Genomic DNA, 21,191 nt, shown 5'->3' with positions numbered 1-21,191 from the left:
GCCGCCGTGCTTCGAAACGAAGGCCGGCAGCAGTCAGGCAGGAAGGACAAGTACCATGCGATGGAAACGGACGATGCAGTTGCTGGATGTCCATGCCGAAGGCGAAATCGGCAAGGTGGCCATCGGCGGCGTGCCGAAAATTCCCGGTGTGACCACGGCTGACAAGCTTGCCTGGCTGAACAGCGATCCGAAGGGGCAGGAGCTGCGGCGCTTCCTGTGTCTCGAGCCACGCGGAAACCCCATCGGCTCCGTCAACCTTCTGGTGCCGCCCAGCGACCCTTCAGCCGATGCGGCCTTCATCATTCTTCAGCCGGATCAGGCCCATGCCAGTTCCGGCTCCAACTCCATCTGCGTGACGACGGCGCTTCTCGAAAGCGGCATGGTGGAGATGCACGAGCCGGAAACGACAGTGGTGCTGGAAACCGCGGCTGGTCTGGTGCGGGCGCGCGCCACCTGCCGCGATGGTCGCTGCGAGCGCGTCGAACTCACCATGGTGCCGTCCTTCGTCCACGCGCTGGATGTGTCGCTTGAGACGAAATGGGGAGCAATCAGCCTCGATCTCGCCTATGGCGGCGTGTTTTATGCGCTGGTGGATGTGGGCCAGATCGGCCTTACCATCGAAAAACACAATGCCGCAGCGCTGGTTGCCGCCGGCATGGAGTTGAAGGCTGCGGTGAACGAGAAATTCCCCGTCGTCCACCCGGAAATCCCCGCCGTTTCCGGCGTCGCTTATGTGATGTTCCGCGATATCGACCCTGACGGAGCCGTGCGCACCTGCACCACCATGTGGCCGGGACGCGCCGACCGTTCGCCCTGCGGCACCGGCAATTCGGCCAACCTTGCAACGCTTTATGCGCGCGGCAAGGTGAAGGAAGGAGAGGTTTTCACCTCGCGCTCCATCATCGGTTCGGAATTCCGTGTCGGTTTGTCGGGCGTGACTGAAATTGCAGGGCGCCCGGCGGTTATCCCCACCATCAGCGGGCGCGGATTTACCTTCGGTCAGCAGACGGTGGCGCTTGATCCATTCGATCCATTGGCATCGGGCTTTGCCATGACCGATGTCTGGGGGCCGTCAGCCGGCGATATTCCCGGCTAAACCTCAGATCGACAGCAGCGACGAGGGGATTTCCACGTCGCCTTCCTGCAGCACCAGCATGTCGAGGCCGTTATTGGGCGCTGCGTCATTGGAGGCAACATTAGGTGCCGGAGCCGGCACGACGCCCGCATCCTGCATTTCCTTCAGCTTCAGCGCACCGAACGTATCGCCGGTGGCGGCGGCCTCAGCATACATTTCCGCGGCAGCCTGCGGATTGGCGGCAATGCCTTCGCCGACCTGATACATCAGGCCGAGATTGATCATGGCATCGGCATTGCCGCGCTTGGCGGCGATATCGTACCAGGCAATTGCCAGCTGGTTGTCTTCCGGCACGAGATCGCCCTCGTCATACATCGCGCCGATGTTGAACGCTGCGGTGTCATCACCGCCGGCAGCGGCCTTTTCGAACCAGTTGAGGGCTTCTGTGCCGTTCTTGTCGGTGCCGAGACCGTCACGATAGGCAACGCCGAGATTATAGGAGGCCAGCACATTGCCGGCCGCCGCTGCCTCGCTATACATCGTGAACTCGCGCGTGGTGTCGCCAAGGCGGCCGAGCAGCATGCCGAAGTTCACCTTTGCGGCGGAATAGTCCGCATTGACTGCCGTCTCATAGGCGGTCATGGCCTGGTCGGCTTCCTGTGTCTTGTTCAGCGCGCGACCGAGTTGGTAGGCGAAGCGTGGATTATGGGTGGATTCGAAGGCGATCCGGCAGGCAGTCACGGCCTGCGTATCGATTTCTTCGATTCCGACAGGAGCGTAGGCCATGTTGCGGTTCTGGTCGTAGGGGCTTCCGGCCATGCGGTCGCACTGGTCCTGCATGGCTGCGGCAAGAACCACCTGTGCGGGCTCGCGGGCATTCGGCGCGACAGTCAGCGCTCCCAGAACTACGACGGTTCCGGCACACACACTTGCGAAATTCCTGATCTGTGAAGAACGGGCGTTCATTCTTCTCTCCGGTTCAAAACTTTATATTTGATTAATGAACGCAGGACTTGACAGCCGGTTCCGTCGATCTGTGCCGATCACGGCTTGATGATCAGCGCTGGCCTTCGTTCCGGCGTCAGCAATGAAAAAAACCAAGGCCCGATCAGTTGTCGGCCTTTGCCAACGGGTGCTATGGCGGGGATAAGACGGATCACACGGAACAGCACGCCATGAACAGCATTCGCATTCGCCGCCCCGATGACTGGCATCTTCACCTGCGCGACGGCGCGGTGATGGCAGCCGTGATCGGAGACACAAGCCGGCATTTTGCCCGCGCGATCATCATGCCGAACCTGGTGCCGCCCGTCGTGACCACCGCGGATGCCAAGGCCTATCGCCAACGCATTCTGGATGTACTGCCGGCCGGGGATCGTTTTCAGCCGCTGATGACGCTCTATCTGACGGAACACACAGACCCTGATGATGTCGAGGAGGGGTTGAAGAGCGGCCTCATCACCGCCGTCAAGCTTTACCCGGCCGGTGCCACCACCAATTCGCACGGCGGCGTTCGCGACCTCGACAAGGCGATGCCGACACTGGAGCGCATGGCCAAGATCGGCATGCCGCTCTGCGTGCATGGCGAGGTGACAACGCCGGAGGTGGATATTTTTGACCGCGAGGCGGTGTTCATCGACGAGAAGCTGGATGTGATCCGCCGCCGCCTGCCGGACCTGCGCATCACCATGGAACATGTGACAACGAAGGACGGGGTGGATTACATTCTCGGCGCGGACCGCAATCTGGCCGGTTCGATCACCACCCATCACCTGATCATCAACCGCAATGCGCTGCTCGTCGGCGGCATCCGCCCGCATTATTATTGCCTGCCGGTTGCCAAGCGCGAACATCATCGCCAGGCGCTGCGCAAGGCGGCAACCTCGGGCGATGCCCGCTTTTTCCTCGGCACGGATTCGGCCCCGCATGTCGATCCCTTGAAGGAATGCGCCTGCGGCTGCGCCGGCATCTACACCTCGATCAACACCATGAGCTGCCTTGCCCATGTCTTCGAAGAGGAAAACGCGCTCGATAAGCTGGAGGCCTTCGCTTCGCTGAATGGCCCCGCCTGGTACGGCCTTGCCGCCAACGAGGAGATCATGGTGCTGGAAAAACAGGACGAGCCGGTGGACTATCCGGCAAAGCGCGATACGGAGGCGGGACCGGTGACGGTGTTCGACCCGATGTTCCCGCTGCACTGGCAGGTCGTCTAGCGTTCCGGCCAGGTTTCGGCCGTCCCGAGACACTATCCAGGATCTGGATCCAAGATCTGGCTGCCGCCCCACACTGGGGCTGCAGCTTTTATAAAGACATGTCCCCGAGGCCAGAGACAGCTGGTTGCCCGGTTATATTTTCCGGTCATAAACCGTTTAACACTTTCGACATACATGCTTTAGTAGTTTGAGTGCAGTTACCGCCGGAACAATCTCCACCGGCGTCAATTTCTTTTAAGACACCTTCGCCTTAGAAATCCGGCGGGCATGATGCTTGATTACCGAACGTTACTGATTTCGTTGGGCGTATCCACGCTTTGCCTGCTGGTCACCTTGTTTGCCACATGGTTTGGCCGGCGCGGTGATGGTTTTCTGTTGACCTGGGTGGTGGGGCTGGCCTGGCTGGTCGTCGCGATATTCTGCTACAGCTACTATACCGAATACCCGTCAAACTTTATTCTTGGTATCAGCTTCGGCACCATGCTGGTGGGGTTTGCCATTATCTATGCGGCAGCGTTCCAGTTCCGCACGGACCAATCACCGGTGCGGCGTGCCGTCTTTGCAAGCGTCTTTTCGCTTGTCCTCACCCTGTCGCCGATTGCCATCGGTTATGACGGCATCGGTTTCGTCCTGCTCAATCTCTCCTGTGCGGTCATGCTGTTTGGCACCGCCCTCGAATATCTGCGCGGACGCCAGGAGGCGCCGGGTGCGCTCGTGGGCATGGCGGTCCTCTATGCGTTGACGGGCCTGTCCTTCGTTTTGTGTGCCGTGGTGATTACGGCAAACGGCCAGTGGGTCATGGGGCAGGCGCCGGACAATTTTTCCGAAGCGATCAATACGGGCGTCAGCATTGCCGGCATGACCGGTATCGGCGCCATGTCGCTGATGGTGCATCAGGCGCGCATCACCGCCCGCCACCGTCGCGAGGCAATCACCGATGCGCTGACGGGGCTCTATAACCGCCGCGCGCTGTTTGAATTGCATCAGCGCGACCTGTTTACCGACGAGATGGCGGTGATCGTCTTCGACATCGACCGGTTCAAGGCGGTCAACGACCAGTATGGCCATGCGGTGGGGGACGAGGTGATCCGTTGCCTTGCCGAAGACCTGAAGGATGCCGTGGGTCTCAGCACGGCGGCCAGGCTGGGCGGCGAGGAATTTGCCGCGGTTCTTCGTAGCGCCGCCCCCGGTTATGCCGAATGGCTGGCCGAACGCATCCGGCGCAATTTTGCCGAGCGCGAATTGAGCGCCGGAGATGCCCGCTTCCGCGTCACCGTCAGTGCCGGCATTGCCTATGGCTTCACCGAAGGGCGGGATTTCGACGGCATCCTGAACGCCGCCGACGCCGCCCTTTACGAAGCCAAGCGCAATGGCCGCAACCGCGTGCACCGGGTCGTCGAGCGTGACCATGAAGGGACCCGGACCACCGCGTGACGCTGGTTTTTCCGGTGCCGTCTTACCGGTGCAAAAGCATCTTTCTGTCGCGCTGCCGCCGGATAAACCGTGTCGCCCGCTGGTCAGTCGGCGCTGTTGCTGCTATTTGCGCGCAACGCAAACCGGTGGAGATGAGCATGGTTCATTTGATGTATCCCGAGCGCGGCGTGATGGCCGAATTGATGGCGAAAATGCTCTGGGAAATCGGCGCGGTGCATTTTCGCCCGCAGGAGCCCTACAAGCTGGCCTCCGGCATGGCGAGCCCGGTTTATATCGATTGCCGCAAGCTTCTGTCTTATCCGCGCATCCGCTCCGCCATCATGGATTTTGCCGCCGCCACCGTGACCCGCGACGCGGGCTTTGAACGGTTCGATTGCATTGCCGGTGGCGAGACGGCAGGTATTCCCTTTGCCGCTCTTCTCGCCGACAGGCTGGCTCTGCCGATGATCTACGTGCGCAAGAAGCCGAAAGGCCATGGCCGCGCCGCCCAGATCGAGGGTCATATGCCGGAAGGCGCCCGCGTGCTCGTGATCGAGGACCTGACGACGGTCGGCGGCAGCATGTTCCAGTTCATCGATGCGGTGCGGGCGGCTGGCGGTGTCGTCGATCATGCCATCGCGCTGTTTTATTACGGATTTTTCCCGCAGGCCGAGGCGCGTTTCGCCAATGGTCGCGTCACGCTGCACCACATCGCCACCTGGCGCGAGGTTCTGGCGGCGGCGCGGGCGCAAAAGCTGTTCGATGCAGAGACGCTGTCGGAAGTCGAAAGCTTCCTCGATGCGCCGCTTGCCTGGTCGGCCCGCAATGGTGGCGTCAGCGAATTGCCCGAGGCGTGAGGCTGGCCTTTTTCGCAAACCTGATTTAATCGATTGAAGACCCGGTCCGCCTTCGAGGAGAATTCAAATGATCTTGTGCTGCGGTGAGGCTCTCATCGACATGTTGCCGCGTGAAACAACGCTTGGCGAAAACGGCTTTGCGCCTTACGCAGGCGGCGCGATTTTCAACACCGCCATCGCTCTGGGCCGGCTCGGCCAGCCGACCGGCTTCTTTACCGGCCTGTCCGACGACATGATGGGCGATATCCTGCGCGAGACGCTGAAGAAAAGCCATGTGGATGCAAGCTTCTGCGCCATCTCGTCGCGTCCGACGACCATTGCCTTCGTCAAGCTGGTGAACGGCCAGGCCACCTATGCCTTCTACGATGAGGGCACGGCCGGACGGATGCTGTCGCGCGAGGACCTGCCGGAGCTTGGGGACGAGATCGAGGCGATGCATTTCGGCGCGATCAGCCTCATTCCGGAACCCTGCGGCGAAACCTACGAAACGCTGATGGCGCGGGAATTCAAGACACGCGTCATCTCGTTTGACCCCAACATCCGCCCCGGCTTCATCAAGGACCGCGAAAAACATCACGGCCGCGTTGCCCGCATGGCCGCCATGTCCGACATCATCAAGTTTTCCGATGAGGATCTTGAGTGGTTCGGCATGGAAGGCGATCACGATACGCTGGCCAAATACTGGCTGGGGCAGGGCGCAAAGCTTGTCGTCATCACCCGCGGTGCTGAAGGCGCCATCGGCTATACCGCCGGCTTCAAGGTTGTGGTGCCAGCCGAGCGCGTCACGGTCGTGGATACGGTCGGTGCCGGCGACACGTTTGATGCCGGCATTCTTGCTTCGCTCAAACGCCAGAACCTGCTGTCGAAGGAAAAGGTCGCAAGCCTTTCCGAACAGGCTGTGAAGGATGCGCTGGCACTGGGCGCCAGGGCCGCGGCCATCACCGTGTCGCGCGCGGGCGCCAACCCGCCCTACGCCCACGAAATCGGGCTCTGACGTTTTTTAAAAGCCGTTCGAGCCTCGGGCTCTGACGCAAAATGGCTCTGACATAAAAAGGGGTGGCAACGTCGCGTTGCCACCCCTTTTTCATTCCGGGAGCCGGGCTGGCCCCGCTTGAAAATCTCAGCCGACCAGCGCCTTCACCAGACCGGTGGTCGAGCCGTCCTGTCCCTCGCCCGCGGCCTTGCCCTGGATAACAGGCAGAAGGCCGGTTGCCAGTTCCTTGCCAAGCTCGACACCCCACTGGTCGAACGAGTTGATCTTGAACAGCACGCCTTCGACAAACACCCGGTGCTCGTAAAGCGCAATCAGGCGTCCCAGCGCAAACGGTGTCAGCTGGTCATAGACGAAGGTGATCGAGGGCCGGTTGCCGGTAAAGACGCGGTGCGGCGCGATGTGATCGATCTTGGCGGCATCCATGCCGGCTTTTACGAGCTGGGCCTTTGCCTCGTCCAGCGTGCGGCCCTTCATCAGGGCAGCCGACTGGGCCAGGCAATTGGCGATCAGCAGTTCGTGCTGGTGGCGAAGGTTCGGCTCGAAGCCGGTCTTGGCGATCATGAACTCGGCCGGGATGACGGTCGTGCCCTGATGGATCAGCTGGTAGAAGGCATGCTGTCCGTTGGTGCCGGGTTCGCCCCACACGACCGGGCCGGAATTGCCCTCGACCGGGGTGCCGTCGATGGTGACGCCCTTGCCGTTCGATTCCATGTCGAGCTGCTGGAGATAGGCCGGGAAACGCGTCAAGCGCTGGTCATAGGGCAGGATGGCGCGCGAGGGGTAATCCAGCACGTTGCGATGGTAATAACCGATGAGCCCGAGCAGGGCCGGCAGGTTTTCGCGCACCGGTGCCTCGCGGAAATGCGTATCCATGGCATGGGCGCCATCGAGGAATTTTCCGAAATTCTCCGGGCCGACGGCGAGCATCAGCGGCAGGCCGATGGCTGACCAGATGGAATAACGTCCGCCAACCCAATCCCAGAAGCCAAAAATGCGATCGCTGTCGATGCCGAAGGCCGCCACCTTGTCGAGCGCGGTGGAGACGGCGCAGAAGTGGTGTTTTACGGCCTCTTCGCCCAGCTGATCGGCAATGAAGGCGCGCGCGGACGCCGCGTTGGTCATGGTCTCGATGGTGGTGAAGGTCTTGGAGGCGACGATGAACAGGCTCGTCTCGGCATCCAGCAGCTTCAGCGTGTCCGCAATATGGGCGCCGTCGACATTGGAGACGAAATGCGCGCGCGGGCCGTCATGGAACGGAGCGAGCGCCAGCGTTGCCATGACCGGGCCGAGATCCGAGCCGCCGATGCCGATATTGACCACATCGGTGATGGCCTTGCCGGTGGCACCCTTCAGCGCGCCGGAGCGGATGCCGTAGGCGAACGCGGCCATGGCGGCAAGCACGGCGTTCACATCCGGCATCACGTCCTTGCCGTCCACCAGCACCGGTGTGTTGGAGCGGTTGCGCAGTGCGGTGTGCAGTACGGCACGGTTTTCAGTAAAATTGATCGCTTCGCCGGCAAACATGGCCGCGCGCTTTTCCGCCACGCCGCCTTCGGCAAACAGCGTTTCGAGCAGCGCCATCACCTTGTCGTTCACGGCGCATTTCGAATAATCCATCAACAGGTCATCGAAGCGTGCGCTGAACCGGTCGAAACGGGAGGGGTCGGCGGCAAATGCGGCACGCAGATCCGTCGCCTCCGTGGCGGCGGCAGTGGACTTCAGCTGTTCAACGATCGCCTGCATGGCATTCCTCTTGGGTCATCAATGATAGATGACGGAACCTATTTGGTTTCCCGATCAAATCAAGGCTGGCGAGGGGTGGATGTCGGCAGATCGCTGTTATTGACCAACAGCCGTCTGCACCGTGCCGCCGATCGTCTGGCCCAGACGGTCCACCTGTTCCACATAGGTGCGCCGCGTGCGGGCATCGAAAACGGCAATGGGGGCGCTGACGGCAACGCTTGCCGCGCCACCCACCGTCTGCGCGGTGCCGACGGCAAGCGCCCCGATGCTTTCGCCAAGGCCGATGGAGGAATCGGTGACCGTCTGGCCGGCGATCAGCCGGTTGCCGAGAAGTTTGACCACATAGGGACTTTCGGCAAATTTTCCGTGGTTCAACTGGTCGCCGCCTTGGAGGGCCGTCAGATCGAGCACCGTGATGCCGGCCTTTTCGAGTTGCGAGCGATAGGGTTCCTGGCGCGGGTCGATCTGGCCGAGGCGATCGACATTGCCGGAAATGCGCCGCGACAGTTGCAGCGCGCGGTCGTCCTGCGACACGAACAAGGTGATGTTGGGCCGTTTCTTGCCCATCTCGTCCAACTGGCGGCCGAACACGTCGACGTCGAGATCAGGAGAGGCCAGTATGACATTCTGGATTTTTGGTGACACCCGCCCGTCGCGGATCGCCATCTGGCGCAGCGCCTCCATGGTCAGCCACGAACCCATGGAATGGGCCATCACCGTAATTTCGCCAACGCCCGGATCCTCGGACACCCGCCGCAGCATGGTTTCCAGCGCATCGCGCGAATAATTGGTGCTTTCCTTGTCGTAATTATAGGCAAAGATGCTGCCACGCGACGGCCAAGTGAAAAGAACGGGCGCCACATCGGCGCCGCTGTCATGCACGATCTGGGCAAAACGGTAGACGGCGTCCTCATAGCGGTTGTTGAAACCGTGGACGAAGACCAGCACACGCCGACTTTTCGGCATATGGGCCTTCAGCCATTGGCGTGATTGCGGAATCGTCAGCTCGTTGACGGCAAGCGTTGCAAATTCCTTTGCCGGATCGGCCGGCAGGCGCTTTGGCCATTGCACCTGGCCAACCTTGCGCATTTTTTCCGGCGGGATCGACACCTCGATTTCCGTGGCCTGGGGTTCCTTGCCGCGTTCGCCGGAAAACAGGATGCCGGGATTATCGGATGCCTTGCGGGTGGTGGCAACCAGCACATCCACCTTGGACGTGCCGCGGGCCTCAAGCGTGGTGGGGACGAGAACACCCTCGGCGCGGCTGGCACAGCCGGACACCAGCGACAGAAGCGCAAGGAGGACAATCGCCCGCGAGCCCCCCTTAAGGCGGGGCGAAACAGGCGTGCGGACTGTGAGGTTGAGGAGCCTGGTCAAATCCTGTTCCGTCAATCAGAGGCTGACGGGCCGGATAGCCCGCGTTCATGCCTTACTCATAAACGCCGGCTGCTTCGCCGTCCATCCCGCACGCGCTCTTTCGTGACGGTTTTTAAAATGCGTCACTTCGGCCGCAGCTCGCGCCGCAGGATCTTGCCCACCGGCGATTTCGGCAGTTCGGTGCGAAACTCGATGGATCTCGGCCGTTTGTAATTGGTGAGATTTTCGGCGCAATGCGCCTTGAGCGCCGCTTCCGTGAGTGACAGATCCTTCTTCACCACAAAAAGCTTTACCGCTTCGCCCGAATTGCCATCGGGTATGCCAATGGCGGCGCATTCGAGAACGCCCGGATGCATGGCGGCAACCTCTTCCACCTCGTTGGGATAGACATTGAAGCCGGAGACAAGGATCATGTCCTTCTTGCGATCGACGATCTTGACGTAGCCGCGCTGGTCCATGAAGCCCATGTCGCCGGAGCGGAAATAGCCGTCTGATGTCATCGCCTTTGCGGTTTCATCCGGCCGGTTCCAGTAACCGGCCATCACCTGCGGACCGCGAATGCAGATCTCGCCGACTTCGCCATGGGTCAGAGAATGGCCGTCCTCGTCGCGGATGCTGACCTCGGTGGAGGAGACGGGCAGGCCGATCGTGCCGGTAAACTCGGTCGTATCGACGCGGTTTGCCGTGGCAACAGGTGCTGTTTCGGAAAGGCCGTACCCCTCCGTGATCGGGCATCCCGTCGTTTCGAACCAGCGCTCGGCAACCGGGCGCTGAACGGCCATGCCGCCGCCAAATACCAGCGTCAGCGCGGAATGATCGAGCTTCTGGAAGTCGGCATTGTTCAAAAGCGCGTTGAACAGCGTGTTGAGGCCGGGAAAGATGTGGATCTTGTGTTTTTGGATTTCCTTCACCAGCGCCGGCAGGTCGCGCGGGTTGGCGATCAGCACATTATGGCTGCCGGTCGCGATCCCCATCAGCGAATTCACTGTCAGCGCGAAGATATGGTAAAGCGGCAGCGCGCAGAGAAACACCAGAACGTCCGGCCGCTGGCGTTTCAGGAAGGCGCTTTCCAGCCAGTATCCCATCTGGTCCTTGTTGGAGAGAAGGTTGCGGTGCGTCAGCATCGCGCCCTTGGAAACGCCCGTCGTGCCGCCGGTATATTGCAGGAAAGCCAGGTCATCCAGCGCCACCTCGATGGGGCGCAGCGTGCCTCGGGCACCCGCTGACAGAACCTGCCGGAAACTCTTTGCCATCGGCATGGACCAGGCAGGCACCAGCTTCTTGACGCGCCGCACGACCAGATTGACGACATGGCCCTTGAGGCCGAGCATATCGCCAAGCGCCGTCACCACCACATGTTTGACATCGGTCTTCGCCACGACCTGCTGCACAGTATGGGCAAAGTTTTCGAGCACAAAAATGGCGCGGGCGCCCGAATCGTTCAGCTGATGCTCCAGCTCGCGCGGGGTGTAAAGCGGGTTGACGTTGACCACCACGAGGCCGGCCCTGAGAATGCCATAGACCACGACCGGGTTCTGCAGCACGTTCGGCATCATCACCGCCACGCGGTCGCCCTTGACGAGGCCAAGGCCCTGCAGCCAGATGCCGATCTTGCGGCTTTCCTCTTCGAGCGTCCGAAACGTCATCGCCTTGCCCATGCTGGAAAAGGCGGTGCGATCCGCATACCGCGTGCAGCTTTCCTCAAATAGCTGGCCCAGCGAGCGATGGGCAAGTGGCGGAAGTTCGGCTGGCACAGTGGGCGGATAGGATGCGAGCCAGATTTTTTTCGGCTCCGAAACTGCGGGGGTGACGGCTGACATGGCGGTGTGTTCCTCCTCGAATGGCAAGTCCCGCGTGGCCTCCACTCCAGCCGCGTGACCGCTTGATGCTTTTTCCGGTCATCCTACACCGGCTTTGCGGCAAAGCTAAATAACTTTGACGTAAACGTCAATTGATCCCGTGGAGCCGGATAAAGAGAAAGCAGGCCTGATGCCGCACGGACTGCGGCTGCGCATTTTGAGGACATTTGCCGGGACGTATCGATGGCAAACCGCCTGTGGAGCGGAACATTCGATACAGCCCGGCGTTGGTCTTTCAGAGGAAACAACCAAGGAGGCAAACCATGTTGCATCAAGAACCGAGAGCCGGCCAGGATCCTTACGTGAAGGACAGCTATGCGCTGATTGCGAGCGACAAGGTCGAAGGGACAAGTGTTTATGGAGCGGATGGCAAGCGGATCGGCTCGGTCGAGCGCCTGCTTCTCGAAAAGCGCGGCGGCAAGGTTGCTTATGCCGTTTTGAGCTTCGGTGGCTTCCTCGGGATCGGCGACGATTATTTCCCGCTCCCCTGGGAAAAGCTTCAGTATGATGAGCAGCTTGACGGCTATCGTATCGACTTGACCAAGGACCAGATCACAGGCGCACCGCGTTATCAGGATCGCGACGATGATCGCTTCTACCGCGAGAACGACCGCACGATCTACGACTATTACGGTGTTCCGCCCTACTGGATGTAAGGTGCAGATCGTGCCCTGAATGACCGATAACACAACGGCCCCGCCCTGGATTTCAGTGCGGGGCCGCTTTTTTATGGGCTATCTTCAGAACAAAACAATGCCCGGGAGCGTGCTCCCGGGCCAGTTCTCGATCGGCACTGCCGGCCTTGATCAGCAATTCTGCACGGGTGCCGTCTGGGCAGACGTCCCTTGCGTCTTTGCATTGGGCGTGGACGTGTCCGGGCTGCAGTTATGGCTCGCCGTGCCGCCAGCACCTGATGCCGTATTATTGGTATCCGTGCTGCCGCCGGTCTGGCCGGATGTGGAACCGGACGTGCCTGACGTGCCGCCAGAACCGCTGCCTGCGTCAGCCCCGGACGAGGCGCCCGCCCCACCCGCGCCGCCCGAACCCGCGCCGCCAGAACCGGAGCCGCCCGAACCGGAGCCGGATTGTGCAAAGGCTGAGCCTGCAAGGCCGACAGACAGGATGGCGACGGTCAAAAGTCTTTTCATCATGATGTTTCCTCCTTCGGCCGACAGTTTTTGCCGACCTTCAGGATTTCCAACCGCGTGACGCTGCAATTGTTTCCGAAAAAACGAACGGCTGCAGCGAGAAGGCAGGCAATAGCCGAGCCTCAACAAATCGAAAACAAATGTGTCATGCAGGGAGAGAAAAATGGTGCCGCTTGCAGGACTCGAACCTGCGACCCCATCATTACGAATGATGTGCTCTACCACCTGAGCTAAAGCGGCGCCGGCAAAACCCGGTGGGGCTTGCGGTGTGACGGGGCTGATACAGGCATTGCGCAGAGATTTCAAGCGGGGATTTTCACATCCTGTGGATCTCTTTTGCCAAACTGCCTTGGAAGTGCCTTCTCTGGCGCCAAAGGAAGGCGAGAGCGCCGGACTTGCAGTTCTGCCTCTGAGCGTTTACCGAAAGCACAGGCGCTCATCGGTTTGCCGGGCATGGATTAAGCCCATGGCACGACCGGGCGGACTGCAGGACGGACAGCGAAAGTGAAGGCGACGCAGTGAGTGGATTGGAAACGGCAATCAGGAACGCGCTGTCGCGCTCCGAGCGCGGCGACGCCACCATTCGCGCCCGTATTTATCAGACGGCCCGGCAGGCTCTGGAAGCGGGCCTCACGCGCCAGGCGGTGACTGATCCTGATGTCATCGCGGCTGAACGGCAGCGTCTGGAACTGAAAATCCGCGAAATCGAAGGCGAGGAGCGGGCGCGCGCAACTGATCTTTCACAGTCGGCGCCGCATGCGCGCGCGCAGGAGCCGCCGGTTTCGCCCGCGCCCACTCCCCAATCGCCCGCGTCCCCAGCCTCTGCGTCTCGTGCGCCTGTCCAGCCATCGTTCCCGCCGGAGATTTCCGCCGTCTCGCCTGATGCGCCTGCCGCTTCGCGGCCCCGCCGCGTCGATCCTGTCATGGCGCCAACTGTGGCACCGCAGGATCGCTCGGCAAGCGACACCACTGTGGATGCGCGGATATCCGAACCGAGCCTGGACAATGCCATGCGCGCACCGGAGAGCCATGCAGCAGAGCCGGCACCTTCGTCAGAGAGCGGATTTGCCGACCTCGGAGGCATGCGCGCCGAACGCCGTGATGATCGGCTTGCGCCGCCGCCCGTGCCCGAGCGTAAAGGCCGGCAGGCCAAGGTGAAGCCGGCGCGCGGCCGGAAGGGCAATATGGATGCCGCATCCGGTTTGTCTAACGGCGATGCCGCGCCCGGTATCCCCGGCGAAAAGCGCAAGCGCCGCCGGCGCGGTTTGATCTCGCGCCTGTTCATCTGGCTGATCATGCTGACCTTTATCGTGATGGGCGGCTGGTGGGCCTGGACGTCCGGCCTGTTTCTGACGGCAGCCCAGCGCGATACGAGCGTTCCCAATCCGCCGGCGACCGTGAGCGAGGAAGACTTTTCCGGAACGCCTGCCGGCACCCCCGCCGGCTTCGACCCGCAGCACGGTTTTTCCGCGGACTGGCTGGAAGTGTATGGTCCCGATCGCAAGGCGGCGGTTTCGGCCGGCGCGTCGGCCACGGTGGAAACCGTTGCCATGGCGGATGGTCCGGCTCTGCGTATCACGTCGGCTTCCGCCGACGAGAGCGGCGACGTTGCCATCGAAGTCCCCGTCGATATTCTGCGTGAACTGTCCGGCAAGACCTCGACCATCGCGCTGACCCTGCAATCGGCAGCGGACAGATCGGTGCAGGTGGCGGTGCGTTGCGGCTTCGCAAGCCTTGGTAATTGCTCTCGCCACCGGGTTGCGGCCTCGCAGGAGCGCGCCGATACGCTGTTTCGCGTCACCTTCGATCGCACACTTGCCCCCACCCAGCCGGGTCGCATCTACATCAACAGCGACATTCTCGGCGGCCGTTCCCCGATCTTCCTGTATTCGGTACGGGTTCTGCCCGGCCAGTGAGGCCGGGCCAAAGGTTCATCCCGGATCAGGCTGTCAGTCGAAGGCCTTGCGGCCGAAACCGAGGATCTTGTAATCGATATCGCCGATAGCCTCGTCGTTGCGGCCGTCGTAATCGAGAGTGGTCAGGATTTGCCGGATGATGTTCAGCCGGGCGCGGCGCTTGTCGTTGGCGCGAATGATGATCCAGGGCGCATCCTGGGTGTGGGTCTTGTCCAGCATCAGGTCGCGTTTTTCGCTGTAATCGTCCCATTTCGACAGGGCCGCGATATCCATCGGTGACAGTTTCCAGATCTTGCGCGGATCATGGCGCCGGTCGTGAAACCGTTTCATCTGCATTTCGCGCCCGATGTTCAGCCAGAACTTGAAGAAGTGAATGCCTTCGTCGACGATCAACTGCTCGAAGGCCGGTGTGACCTTCAGGAAATGCTTGTGTTGTGCGGGTGTGCAAAAGCCCATGACCGGCTCCACGACGGCCCGGTTGTACCAGGAGCGGTCAAACAGCACGAGTTCGCCCTTGGTCGGGAAATGCGTCACGTAGCGCTGGAAATACCATTGCCCCGCTTCCGTCTCGGTCGGTTTGGTCAGCGCCACCACGCGGGCCGAGCGCGGATTGAGGCAGGCATGGATGGCAAAGATGGAGCCGCCCTTGCCGGCGGCATCGCGGCCCTCGAACAGCGCCATCACCCGCTTTCCGGTTTTCTGCAGCCAGATCTGCGCTTTGACCAGCTCGATCTGCAAGGTTTCCAGTTCTTCGTGGTAGCGGTCGTCGTCCAATTTCTTGTCGTAGGGGTAATTGTCGGAGCCGAGCGCATTTTCGGAAATCCACTTTGGCAGATGCGGATCATCGATGTCGAAGCGGCGGTTCTTTCCGTCAATTTCAATCTCGGCAATGCGGCTGCCGATTTTGCCCAGGCCATCCTGCTCGTCCATCTGTGTCTCCTCGTCCTTTGCGTCTTTCTTCTATGTAAGGCTTTGCAGCGGAAAATCCGCTTTGCCTGTTGAGAAAACAAAACAGGCTCCAATTTTGTCAAACGCCGGGACGTGGCGATGTATATCTGTCATGCGAGAAGGCTATCACCATCCGTCAGGCTGGTGTTGCACCAGAAACTTGGCGGGGAGAGGCATGCATGACGCATGGGGTAAGGGCAGGGCGTGTCGAACAGTTGCGTCGCGGCTGGCTGGTCGTGACGGCGGCAAGCCTGCTGGCAGCCCTGGCGCTTGGTGCCGAGATCAATCCGGTCTTCGTCGCGGCCGGCTGGCTGCTGATCGTGCTGTCGCTGCTGCTTGGCCCTTCGCTTCCGATTGCCGAGGAACCGTCGATGCCGGCGCCGGCCCCTGCGCCCCTGCGGCGCGATCCCCTGGAGGATGTCGCCGATGCCTATGGCGCGCTCGACATGCCGGTGATCGTGCTGGGTGCCGATGCCAACGTCCTCTTTCAGAACCCGGCCGCGACGAAGGCATTTGGTGCCATGACGCCCGGTGCCCACCTGTCGGCGCGACTTCGCACACCCGGCATACTCGATATGGTGCGCGAAACGATTGCCACCGGCGAGCCGAACCAGATCGAACATTCCGAACGCCATCCGTCCGAGCGGGTCTATATCCTGCGGGTGGCGCCCATCGAGGATGGCGGCAGCGGTTTCGCCAAGCGTTATTTCGCGCTGTCCTTCCGGGATATTTCCGAGCTTCGCAGCATTGACCGCATGCGCTCCGATTTTGTGGCCAATGCCAGCCACGAGTTGCGCACGCCGCTTGCGTCGCTGCGCGGCTTCATCGAGACGCTGCAGGGGCCGGCGAAATCCGATCTCGCCGCCCATGAGCGGTTTTTGGCCATCATGCTCGATCAGGCAACCCGCATGAGCCGGTTGGTGGATGACCTTCTGTCGCTGTCGCGTCTGGAATCCAAGGCGCATATCGCGCCCAATCAGATGGTGGATCTGGTGCCGCTCGTTGGCAGCGTGCGCGATTCCCTCGTGCCGCTTGCCCACGAACTGGGTGTCGAGATCCGCATGCATCTGCCTGATGGCAAGGTGGAGGTCACCGGTGACCGCGACGAATTGGTGCAGGTCATCGAAAACCTCATCGAGAACGCCTGCAAATATGGCCAGGAGGGCAAGATCGTCGACGTTCACCTGCGCCGCGAGCCACAACAGCCGGTGGAATTCAGCGTCATCGACCGGGGAGCGGGTATTCCCGCCGAGCATGTTCCGCGCCTGACGGAAAGGTTTTACCGCGTCAGCGTGGCTGACAGCCGGTCGAAAAAGGGCACGGGCCTCGGCCTTGCCATCGTCAAACATATCCTCACGCGGCACCGCGCGCGCCTGATCGTTAAATCCGAGCTGGGCAAGGGAACGGACTTTACCGTGAGATTTTGACACAAAGAACGGTTCAGACGCGTTAAGCTGAAAAATAACGACGTATTTTCAATGGCTTGACTTGTCACAAATGTTTCACCGAAATGACATAAAAGGTGAGGCTCGGGCGGCTAAGACAAGGCTGCTTGATGGCCGGCACGCTTAAAAAGCCGGTTGCAGCCAGAATTCACACAAGCCCATGACGGGAGATCACAATGAACATCCTGAAGCTTTCCGCAGCTGCCCTGGTGGCATCTGTCGCATTTGCAGGCGCCGCTGCCGCACGCGACCAGATCCAGGTTGCCGGCTCGTCCACCGTTCTGCCTTATGCCAAGATCGTTGCTGAAACTTTCGGCGAGACCTTCCCGAACTTCAAGACCCCGGTCGTTGAATCGGGCGGTTCCGGCGCCGGCCTCAAGGAATTCTGCAAGGGCGTCGGCGAAGCCACCATCGACATCGCCAATGCCTCGCGCCCGATCAACAAGTCCGAACTGGAAGCCTGCAAGGCTGCTGGCGTGACTGACGTTCAGGAAGTTCGCATCGGTTACGACGGCATCGTTTTTGCCGCCGCTTCCAGCAATGGCGACATGAAGATCGAGCCGAAGGACCTCTACAAGGCGCTGGCCGCTGAAGTCGTCGTCGATGGCAAGCTCGTTGCCAACCCCTACAAGAACTGGTCGGACGTTAACGCAACGCTGCCGAAGGGCCCGATCGCTGCCTATATTCCCGGCTCCAAGCACGGCACCCGCGAAGTCTTCGAAGAGAAGATCATGACGGAAGGCTGCAAGGAATCCGGCGCTGCTGAAGTCATCAAGGCTGCCATCACCGATGCCAAGCAGGCTGCTGCCAAGTGCGTCGCCATCCGCAAGGACGGTGCTGCTGTTGACATCGACGGCGACTACACCGAAACGCTCGCTCGCATCTCGGCCAACAAGACCGGCCTTGGCGTGTTTGGCCTGGCCTTCTACGAAAACAACATGGACAAGCTGAAGGTTGCAACCGTCAAGGACGTTGTTCCGTCGACGGAAACCATCTCTTCCGGCAAGTATCCGGTCTCGCGTCCGCTGTTCTTCTACGTCAAGAAGGCACACCTGGGCGTTATCCCGGGCCTTAAGGAATACGTCGAGTTCTTCATCTCCGACGCCATGGTCGGCCCTGACTCGCCGCTGGCCGAATACGGCCTGGTTGCTGCGCCGGACGCAGAGCGCGAAGCTGTTCGCAAGGCCTTTGCTGCTGGCAAGACCATGTAATTGCCAAGCTTGCCGGCGGAAGATCCTTCCGCCGGCAATTGCCTGATGGCGCCGTCCGGCATTGGCCGGATGAAAACCTGACTGTTTGCTAACACCTGTTTTTACCAAAATTTAGTCTGCTTCAATGAATGAAGGCGAACGGCGCATGGCACATGCTGCCGAACAGGCGGTGGCTGGGGGATTTAATGAGTACATCAATGCTCCTTCTGACGACGGCGGTGATAGCCATTCTGGGCTATATTGCCGGCACGCGGCGTGCGCTTGCACTCTCCGGTGGCCGGTCGTCGAACATGCATTCAAGACCGGGCTATTACGGCTCGTTCGTCGCCGTCTGGGCGGGCCTTCCGGCTCTCCTCGTGCTTGCCATCTGGCTTATTGTCTCGCCAGCGGTCATCAATAACGTCGTGCGCAACGATTTTCCGGCGGATGCGCTGGCGGAATCGGCTGCGACGCAGAGCCTCAACTTCGGCATGATCGAGGGCATCGCGCGCGGTCTGAATGCGCTGTCTGCCGAAGAAACGGCGCAGGCTGAGCGCAATCCGGATGAACTTCGCGCGCTGATGGGCAGCCGCGGCGTGGCCATCGCCGGCGAGCCGCAACCTTATATGGTCAAGGCCGCAGTCGACCTGAACCGTCTGCGCGCACTGAATGGCTGGGCAACCGCCTTCATCGTCACGATCATCGCGCTCATCGGCGGGTTCGTGTCCTATCGGATGATCAAGCCACGCTTCCGGGCGCGTAACCGCGTCGAACATGTCATTTTGGGCAGCCTTATCGTTGCCTCCTCCATTGCCATCCTCACCACTGTCGGCATCGTGGCCTCGATGCTCACCGAAGCGACGCAGTTCTTCCATGCCGTGCCGGCCTGGGAATTCTTCTTCGGAACGGTGTGGGATCCGCGTTTTGCAGCGGCCGGTTCCGGTGGCTCGGAAGGCCAGTTCGGCCTCATTCCGCTCTTGCTCGGCACGCTTTATATCGGCTTTGTGGCCATGCTGTTTGCCGTGCCGGTCGGCCTGTTCTCGGCCATCTACATGGCTGAATATGCCTCGCCGCGCCTGCGCGCCATCGTGAAGCCGCTTCTCGAAGTCCTCGCCGGTATTCCCACCATCGTCTACGGCTTTTTCGCGCTGACGACGGTTGGACCTTTCCTGCGCGATATCTCCGCGCAGATCGCAGGCCTGACCACCGGAAACTATACCAGCTTTATCCAGGCGCAGAGCGTGCTGACCGCCGGCTTCGTCATGGGCATCATGCTGATCCCGTATGTGTCCTCGCTGTCGGATGACATCATCACCGCCGTGCCGCGTGCCATGCGCGATGGTTCGCTCGGTCTTGGTGCCACACGATCCGAAACGGTCAAGCGCGTCATCCTGCCGGCCGCCCTTCCGGGCATCGTTGGCGCCATCCTGATGACCGCCTCGCGCGCCATCGGCGAAACCATGATCGTGGTGCTTGCCGCCGGTGTTGCCGCCCGCATGCAGCTCAATCCCTTCGAGCCGATGACAACGGTGACGGTGAAGATCGTCAACCAGTTGACGGGCGATCTGGAATTCACCTCGCCGCAGACGCTGGTTGCCTTTGCGCTGGGTATCACGCTGTTTGCCATCACGCTTTGCCTGAACATCTACGCGCTCTACATCGTGCGCAAATACCGGGAGCAGTACGAATGAGCCAGGTTGTCACGCCTTCGGCCACTCCGGCCGCCGCACGCCCCCGCGTGCGCCGCGACATCGGCATCAAGCGTCGTTACGCCGCCGAACGTCGTTTCCGCGCCTATGGTATCGCCGCCATTCTCTTCGGCCTCATCTTCCTGTTCATGCTGCTGACCTCGGTCGTCTCCAAGGGCTATACAGCTTTCCAGCAGACGATGATCACGGTGCCGATCGAGTTTTCCGAGCAGGTGATCGATCCCAACAATGAGCGGGCAACCAATCCGCAGAAACTCCTCACGGCGAACTATCCGGTGCTGGCCCGCAATGCGCTCGCCAAAGTGCTTGGTGTTGCCGAAAACGACCGCACCAAGATGCGCGAAGTGGGCCAGATGCTGTCAGACAGCGTGCGTGCCCAGCTGCGTGACCTCGTGGTTGCCAATCCCTCGATTATCGGGACGACGCAGAGTGTGCGTCTTCTGGCAGCCGGCGATCTCGACTCCGCCTTCAAGGGGCAGATCGATCTCGACGTGACCGAGAGCAACCGCAAGATCTCCGACCAGCAGGTTGGCTGGATGAAGCAGATGGCCGAGGCCGGCACGCTTGCCAAGCATTTCAACACGGGCATCTTTGTGAACGGCGCCTCCAGCCGTCCGGAAGCAGCCGGTGTTGGTGTCGCCCTGATCGGCTCGTTCTACATGATGCTGATCGTGCTGGTACTGGCGCTGCCCATCGGCGTTGCCGCGTCCATCTATCTTGAAGAGTTTGCGCCGAAGAACCGCTTCACGGACCTCATCGAAGTCAACATCAACAATCTGGCGGCCGTTCCCTCGATTGTTTACGGCCTTCTCGGTCTTGCGGTGTTCATCAACTTCATGGGCCTGCCGCGTTCGGCCTCGCTGATCGGCGGCCTGGTGCTGACCCTGATGACACTGCCGACGATCATCATCGCCACGCGTGCGGCGCTGAAGGCTGTGCCGCCGTCCATTCGGGCAGCAGCGCTCGGGCTTGGCGCCTCCAAGATGCAGACGATCTTCCACCACGTTCTGCCGCTTGCGATGCCGGGCATCCTGACGGGCACCATCATCGGTCTGGCACACGCGCTCGGTGAAACCGCGCCGCTTCTTTTGATCGGCATGGTCGCCTTCGTCGCCAACTACCCGACCACGCCGCTCGATCCGTCGACGGCCTTGCCGGTGCAGATCTACATGTGGGCTAACGAGGCGGAACGCGCCTTCGTGGAGCGCACCTCGGGAGCAATCATCATCCTGCTCCTGTTCCTGATCGCAATGAATGTTGGCGCAATCCTCTTGCGTCGTCGCTTCGAACGGCGTTGGTAGAAG

The 21,191-nt window shown here is 61.0% G+C and carries 17 protein-coding genes and 1 tRNA gene; 11 read left to right on the top strand and 7 right to left on the bottom strand.

The features are described 5' to 3' along the window. The first annotated feature begins 55 nt into the window (after positions 1-55). Positions 56-1,096, top strand: coding sequence for a proline racemase family protein (locus tag AC4CWH_RS14225; protein ID WP_491319236.1), 1,041 nt, complete (start codon positions 56-58; stop codon positions 1,094-1,096). A gap of 3 nt (positions 1,097-1,099) precedes the next feature. Here the strand turns inward: AC4CWH_RS14225 and AC4CWH_RS14220 are convergent, their stop codons facing one another. Next, positions 1,100-2,041, bottom strand: coding sequence for a tetratricopeptide repeat protein (locus AC4CWH_RS14220; RefSeq protein WP_491319235.1), 942 nt, complete (start codon positions 2,039-2,041; stop codon positions 1,100-1,102). A gap of 209 nt (positions 2,042-2,250) precedes the next feature. Here AC4CWH_RS14220 and pyrC point away from each other — a divergent pair, with 209 nt between their 5' ends. From pyrC to AC4CWH_RS14200, 4 genes are all read left to right on the top strand, one after another. Continuing rightward, a complete protein-coding gene (gene pyrC, locus AC4CWH_RS14215) occupies positions 2,251-3,288 on the top strand; it encodes a dihydroorotase (RefSeq protein ID WP_491319234.1) in 1,038 nt (345 codons plus the stop codon). Positions 3,289-3,558: 270 nt separating this feature from the next. After that, complete coding sequence (locus AC4CWH_RS14210) at positions 3,559-4,722, top strand: GGDEF domain-containing protein (protein ID WP_491319233.1); 1,164 nt, start codon at positions 3,559-3,561, stop codon at positions 4,720-4,722. A 137-nt stretch (positions 4,723-4,859) separates the two neighbouring features. Further along, the gene (locus tag AC4CWH_RS14205; RefSeq protein WP_491282702.1) at positions 4,860-5,558 is read left to right on the top strand and encodes an orotate phosphoribosyltransferase; all 699 of its coding nucleotides are present in this window, start codon (positions 4,860-4,862) and stop codon (positions 5,556-5,558) included. 67 nt (positions 5,559-5,625) lie between these two features. Continuing rightward, positions 5,626-6,552, top strand: a complete 927-nt coding sequence (locus AC4CWH_RS14200; protein WP_491319232.1) for a carbohydrate kinase family protein — start codon at positions 5,626-5,628, stop codon at positions 6,550-6,552. A gap of 126 nt (positions 6,553-6,678) precedes the next feature. Here AC4CWH_RS14200 and pgi read toward each other — a convergent pair whose 3' ends face one another. The 3 genes from pgi to AC4CWH_RS14185 form a co-directional block, all read right to left on the bottom strand. Further along, positions 6,679-8,295 (bottom strand): glucose-6-phosphate isomerase, encoded by a 1,617-nt coding sequence (pgi, locus tag AC4CWH_RS14195; protein ID WP_491319231.1) that lies wholly within the window; start codon positions 8,293-8,295, stop codon positions 6,679-6,681. Positions 8,296-8,391: 96 nt separating this feature from the next. Further along, complete coding sequence (locus tag AC4CWH_RS14190) at positions 8,392-9,603, bottom strand: alpha/beta hydrolase (protein WP_491285450.1); 1,212 nt, start codon at positions 9,601-9,603, stop codon at positions 8,392-8,394. Between the two features lie 191 nt (positions 9,604-9,794). After that, positions 9,795-11,492, bottom strand: coding sequence for a long-chain fatty acid--CoA ligase (locus AC4CWH_RS14185; RefSeq protein ID WP_491319230.1), 1,698 nt, complete (start codon positions 11,490-11,492; stop codon positions 9,795-9,797). A 302-nt stretch (positions 11,493-11,794) separates the two neighbouring features. Here AC4CWH_RS14185 and AC4CWH_RS14180 point away from each other — a divergent pair, with 302 nt between their 5' ends. Further along, positions 11,795-12,187, top strand: a complete 393-nt coding sequence (locus AC4CWH_RS14180) for a PRC-barrel domain-containing protein (protein WP_491319229.1) — start codon at positions 11,795-11,797, stop codon at positions 12,185-12,187. A gap of 150 nt (positions 12,188-12,337) precedes the next feature. Here AC4CWH_RS14180 and AC4CWH_RS14175 read toward each other — a convergent pair whose 3' ends face one another. After that, a complete protein-coding gene (locus AC4CWH_RS14175; protein ID WP_491319228.1) occupies positions 12,338-12,682 on the bottom strand; it encodes a hypothetical protein in 345 nt (114 codons plus the stop codon). A gap of 161 nt (positions 12,683-12,843) precedes the next feature. Next, positions 12,844-12,919 (bottom strand) — tRNA-Thr (locus AC4CWH_RS14170). A 278-nt stretch (positions 12,920-13,197) separates the two neighbouring features. Here AC4CWH_RS14170 and AC4CWH_RS14165 point away from each other — a divergent pair. Then, entirely contained in the window at positions 13,198-14,595 is a 1,398-nt protein-coding gene (locus AC4CWH_RS14165) for a hypothetical protein (RefSeq protein WP_491319227.1), read from the top strand. Between the two features lie 33 nt (positions 14,596-14,628). On the opposite strand, the gene ppk2 is transcribed toward AC4CWH_RS14165, so the two are convergent. Beyond that, complete coding sequence (gene ppk2 / locus AC4CWH_RS14160) at positions 14,629-15,525, bottom strand: polyphosphate kinase 2 (RefSeq protein WP_491319226.1); 897 nt, start codon at positions 15,523-15,525, stop codon at positions 14,629-14,631. A 197-nt stretch (positions 15,526-15,722) separates the two neighbouring features. Here ppk2 and phoR point away from each other — a divergent pair, with 197 nt between their 5' ends. The 4 genes from phoR to pstA all read left to right on the top strand — a co-directional run bounded on the left by phoR (position 15,723) and on the right by pstA (position 21,188). Then, a complete protein-coding gene (phoR, locus tag AC4CWH_RS14155) occupies positions 15,723-16,970 on the top strand; it encodes a phosphate regulon sensor histidine kinase PhoR (RefSeq protein ID WP_491282693.1) in 1,248 nt (415 codons plus the stop codon). Positions 16,971-17,164: 194 nt separating this feature from the next. After that, positions 17,165-18,199, top strand: a complete 1,035-nt coding sequence (locus AC4CWH_RS14150) for a substrate-binding domain-containing protein (RefSeq protein ID WP_491319225.1) — start codon at positions 17,165-17,167, stop codon at positions 18,197-18,199. Positions 18,200-18,384: 185 nt separating this feature from the next. Beyond that, complete coding sequence (pstC, locus tag AC4CWH_RS14145; protein WP_491319224.1) at positions 18,385-19,869, top strand: phosphate ABC transporter permease subunit PstC; 1,485 nt, start codon at positions 18,385-18,387, stop codon at positions 19,867-19,869. Next, entirely contained in the window at positions 19,866-21,188 is a 1,323-nt protein-coding gene (gene pstA, locus AC4CWH_RS14140; RefSeq protein WP_491282690.1) for a phosphate ABC transporter permease PstA, read from the top strand. The genes pstC and pstA overlap by 4 nt, the downstream gene beginning before the upstream one ends. Positions 21,189-21,191 lie beyond the last annotated feature (3 nt).

The organism is Neorhizobium sp. PAMB6716 (genome assembly GCF_058242805.1).
This window is presented reverse-complemented; position numbering and strand designations above follow the sequence as displayed.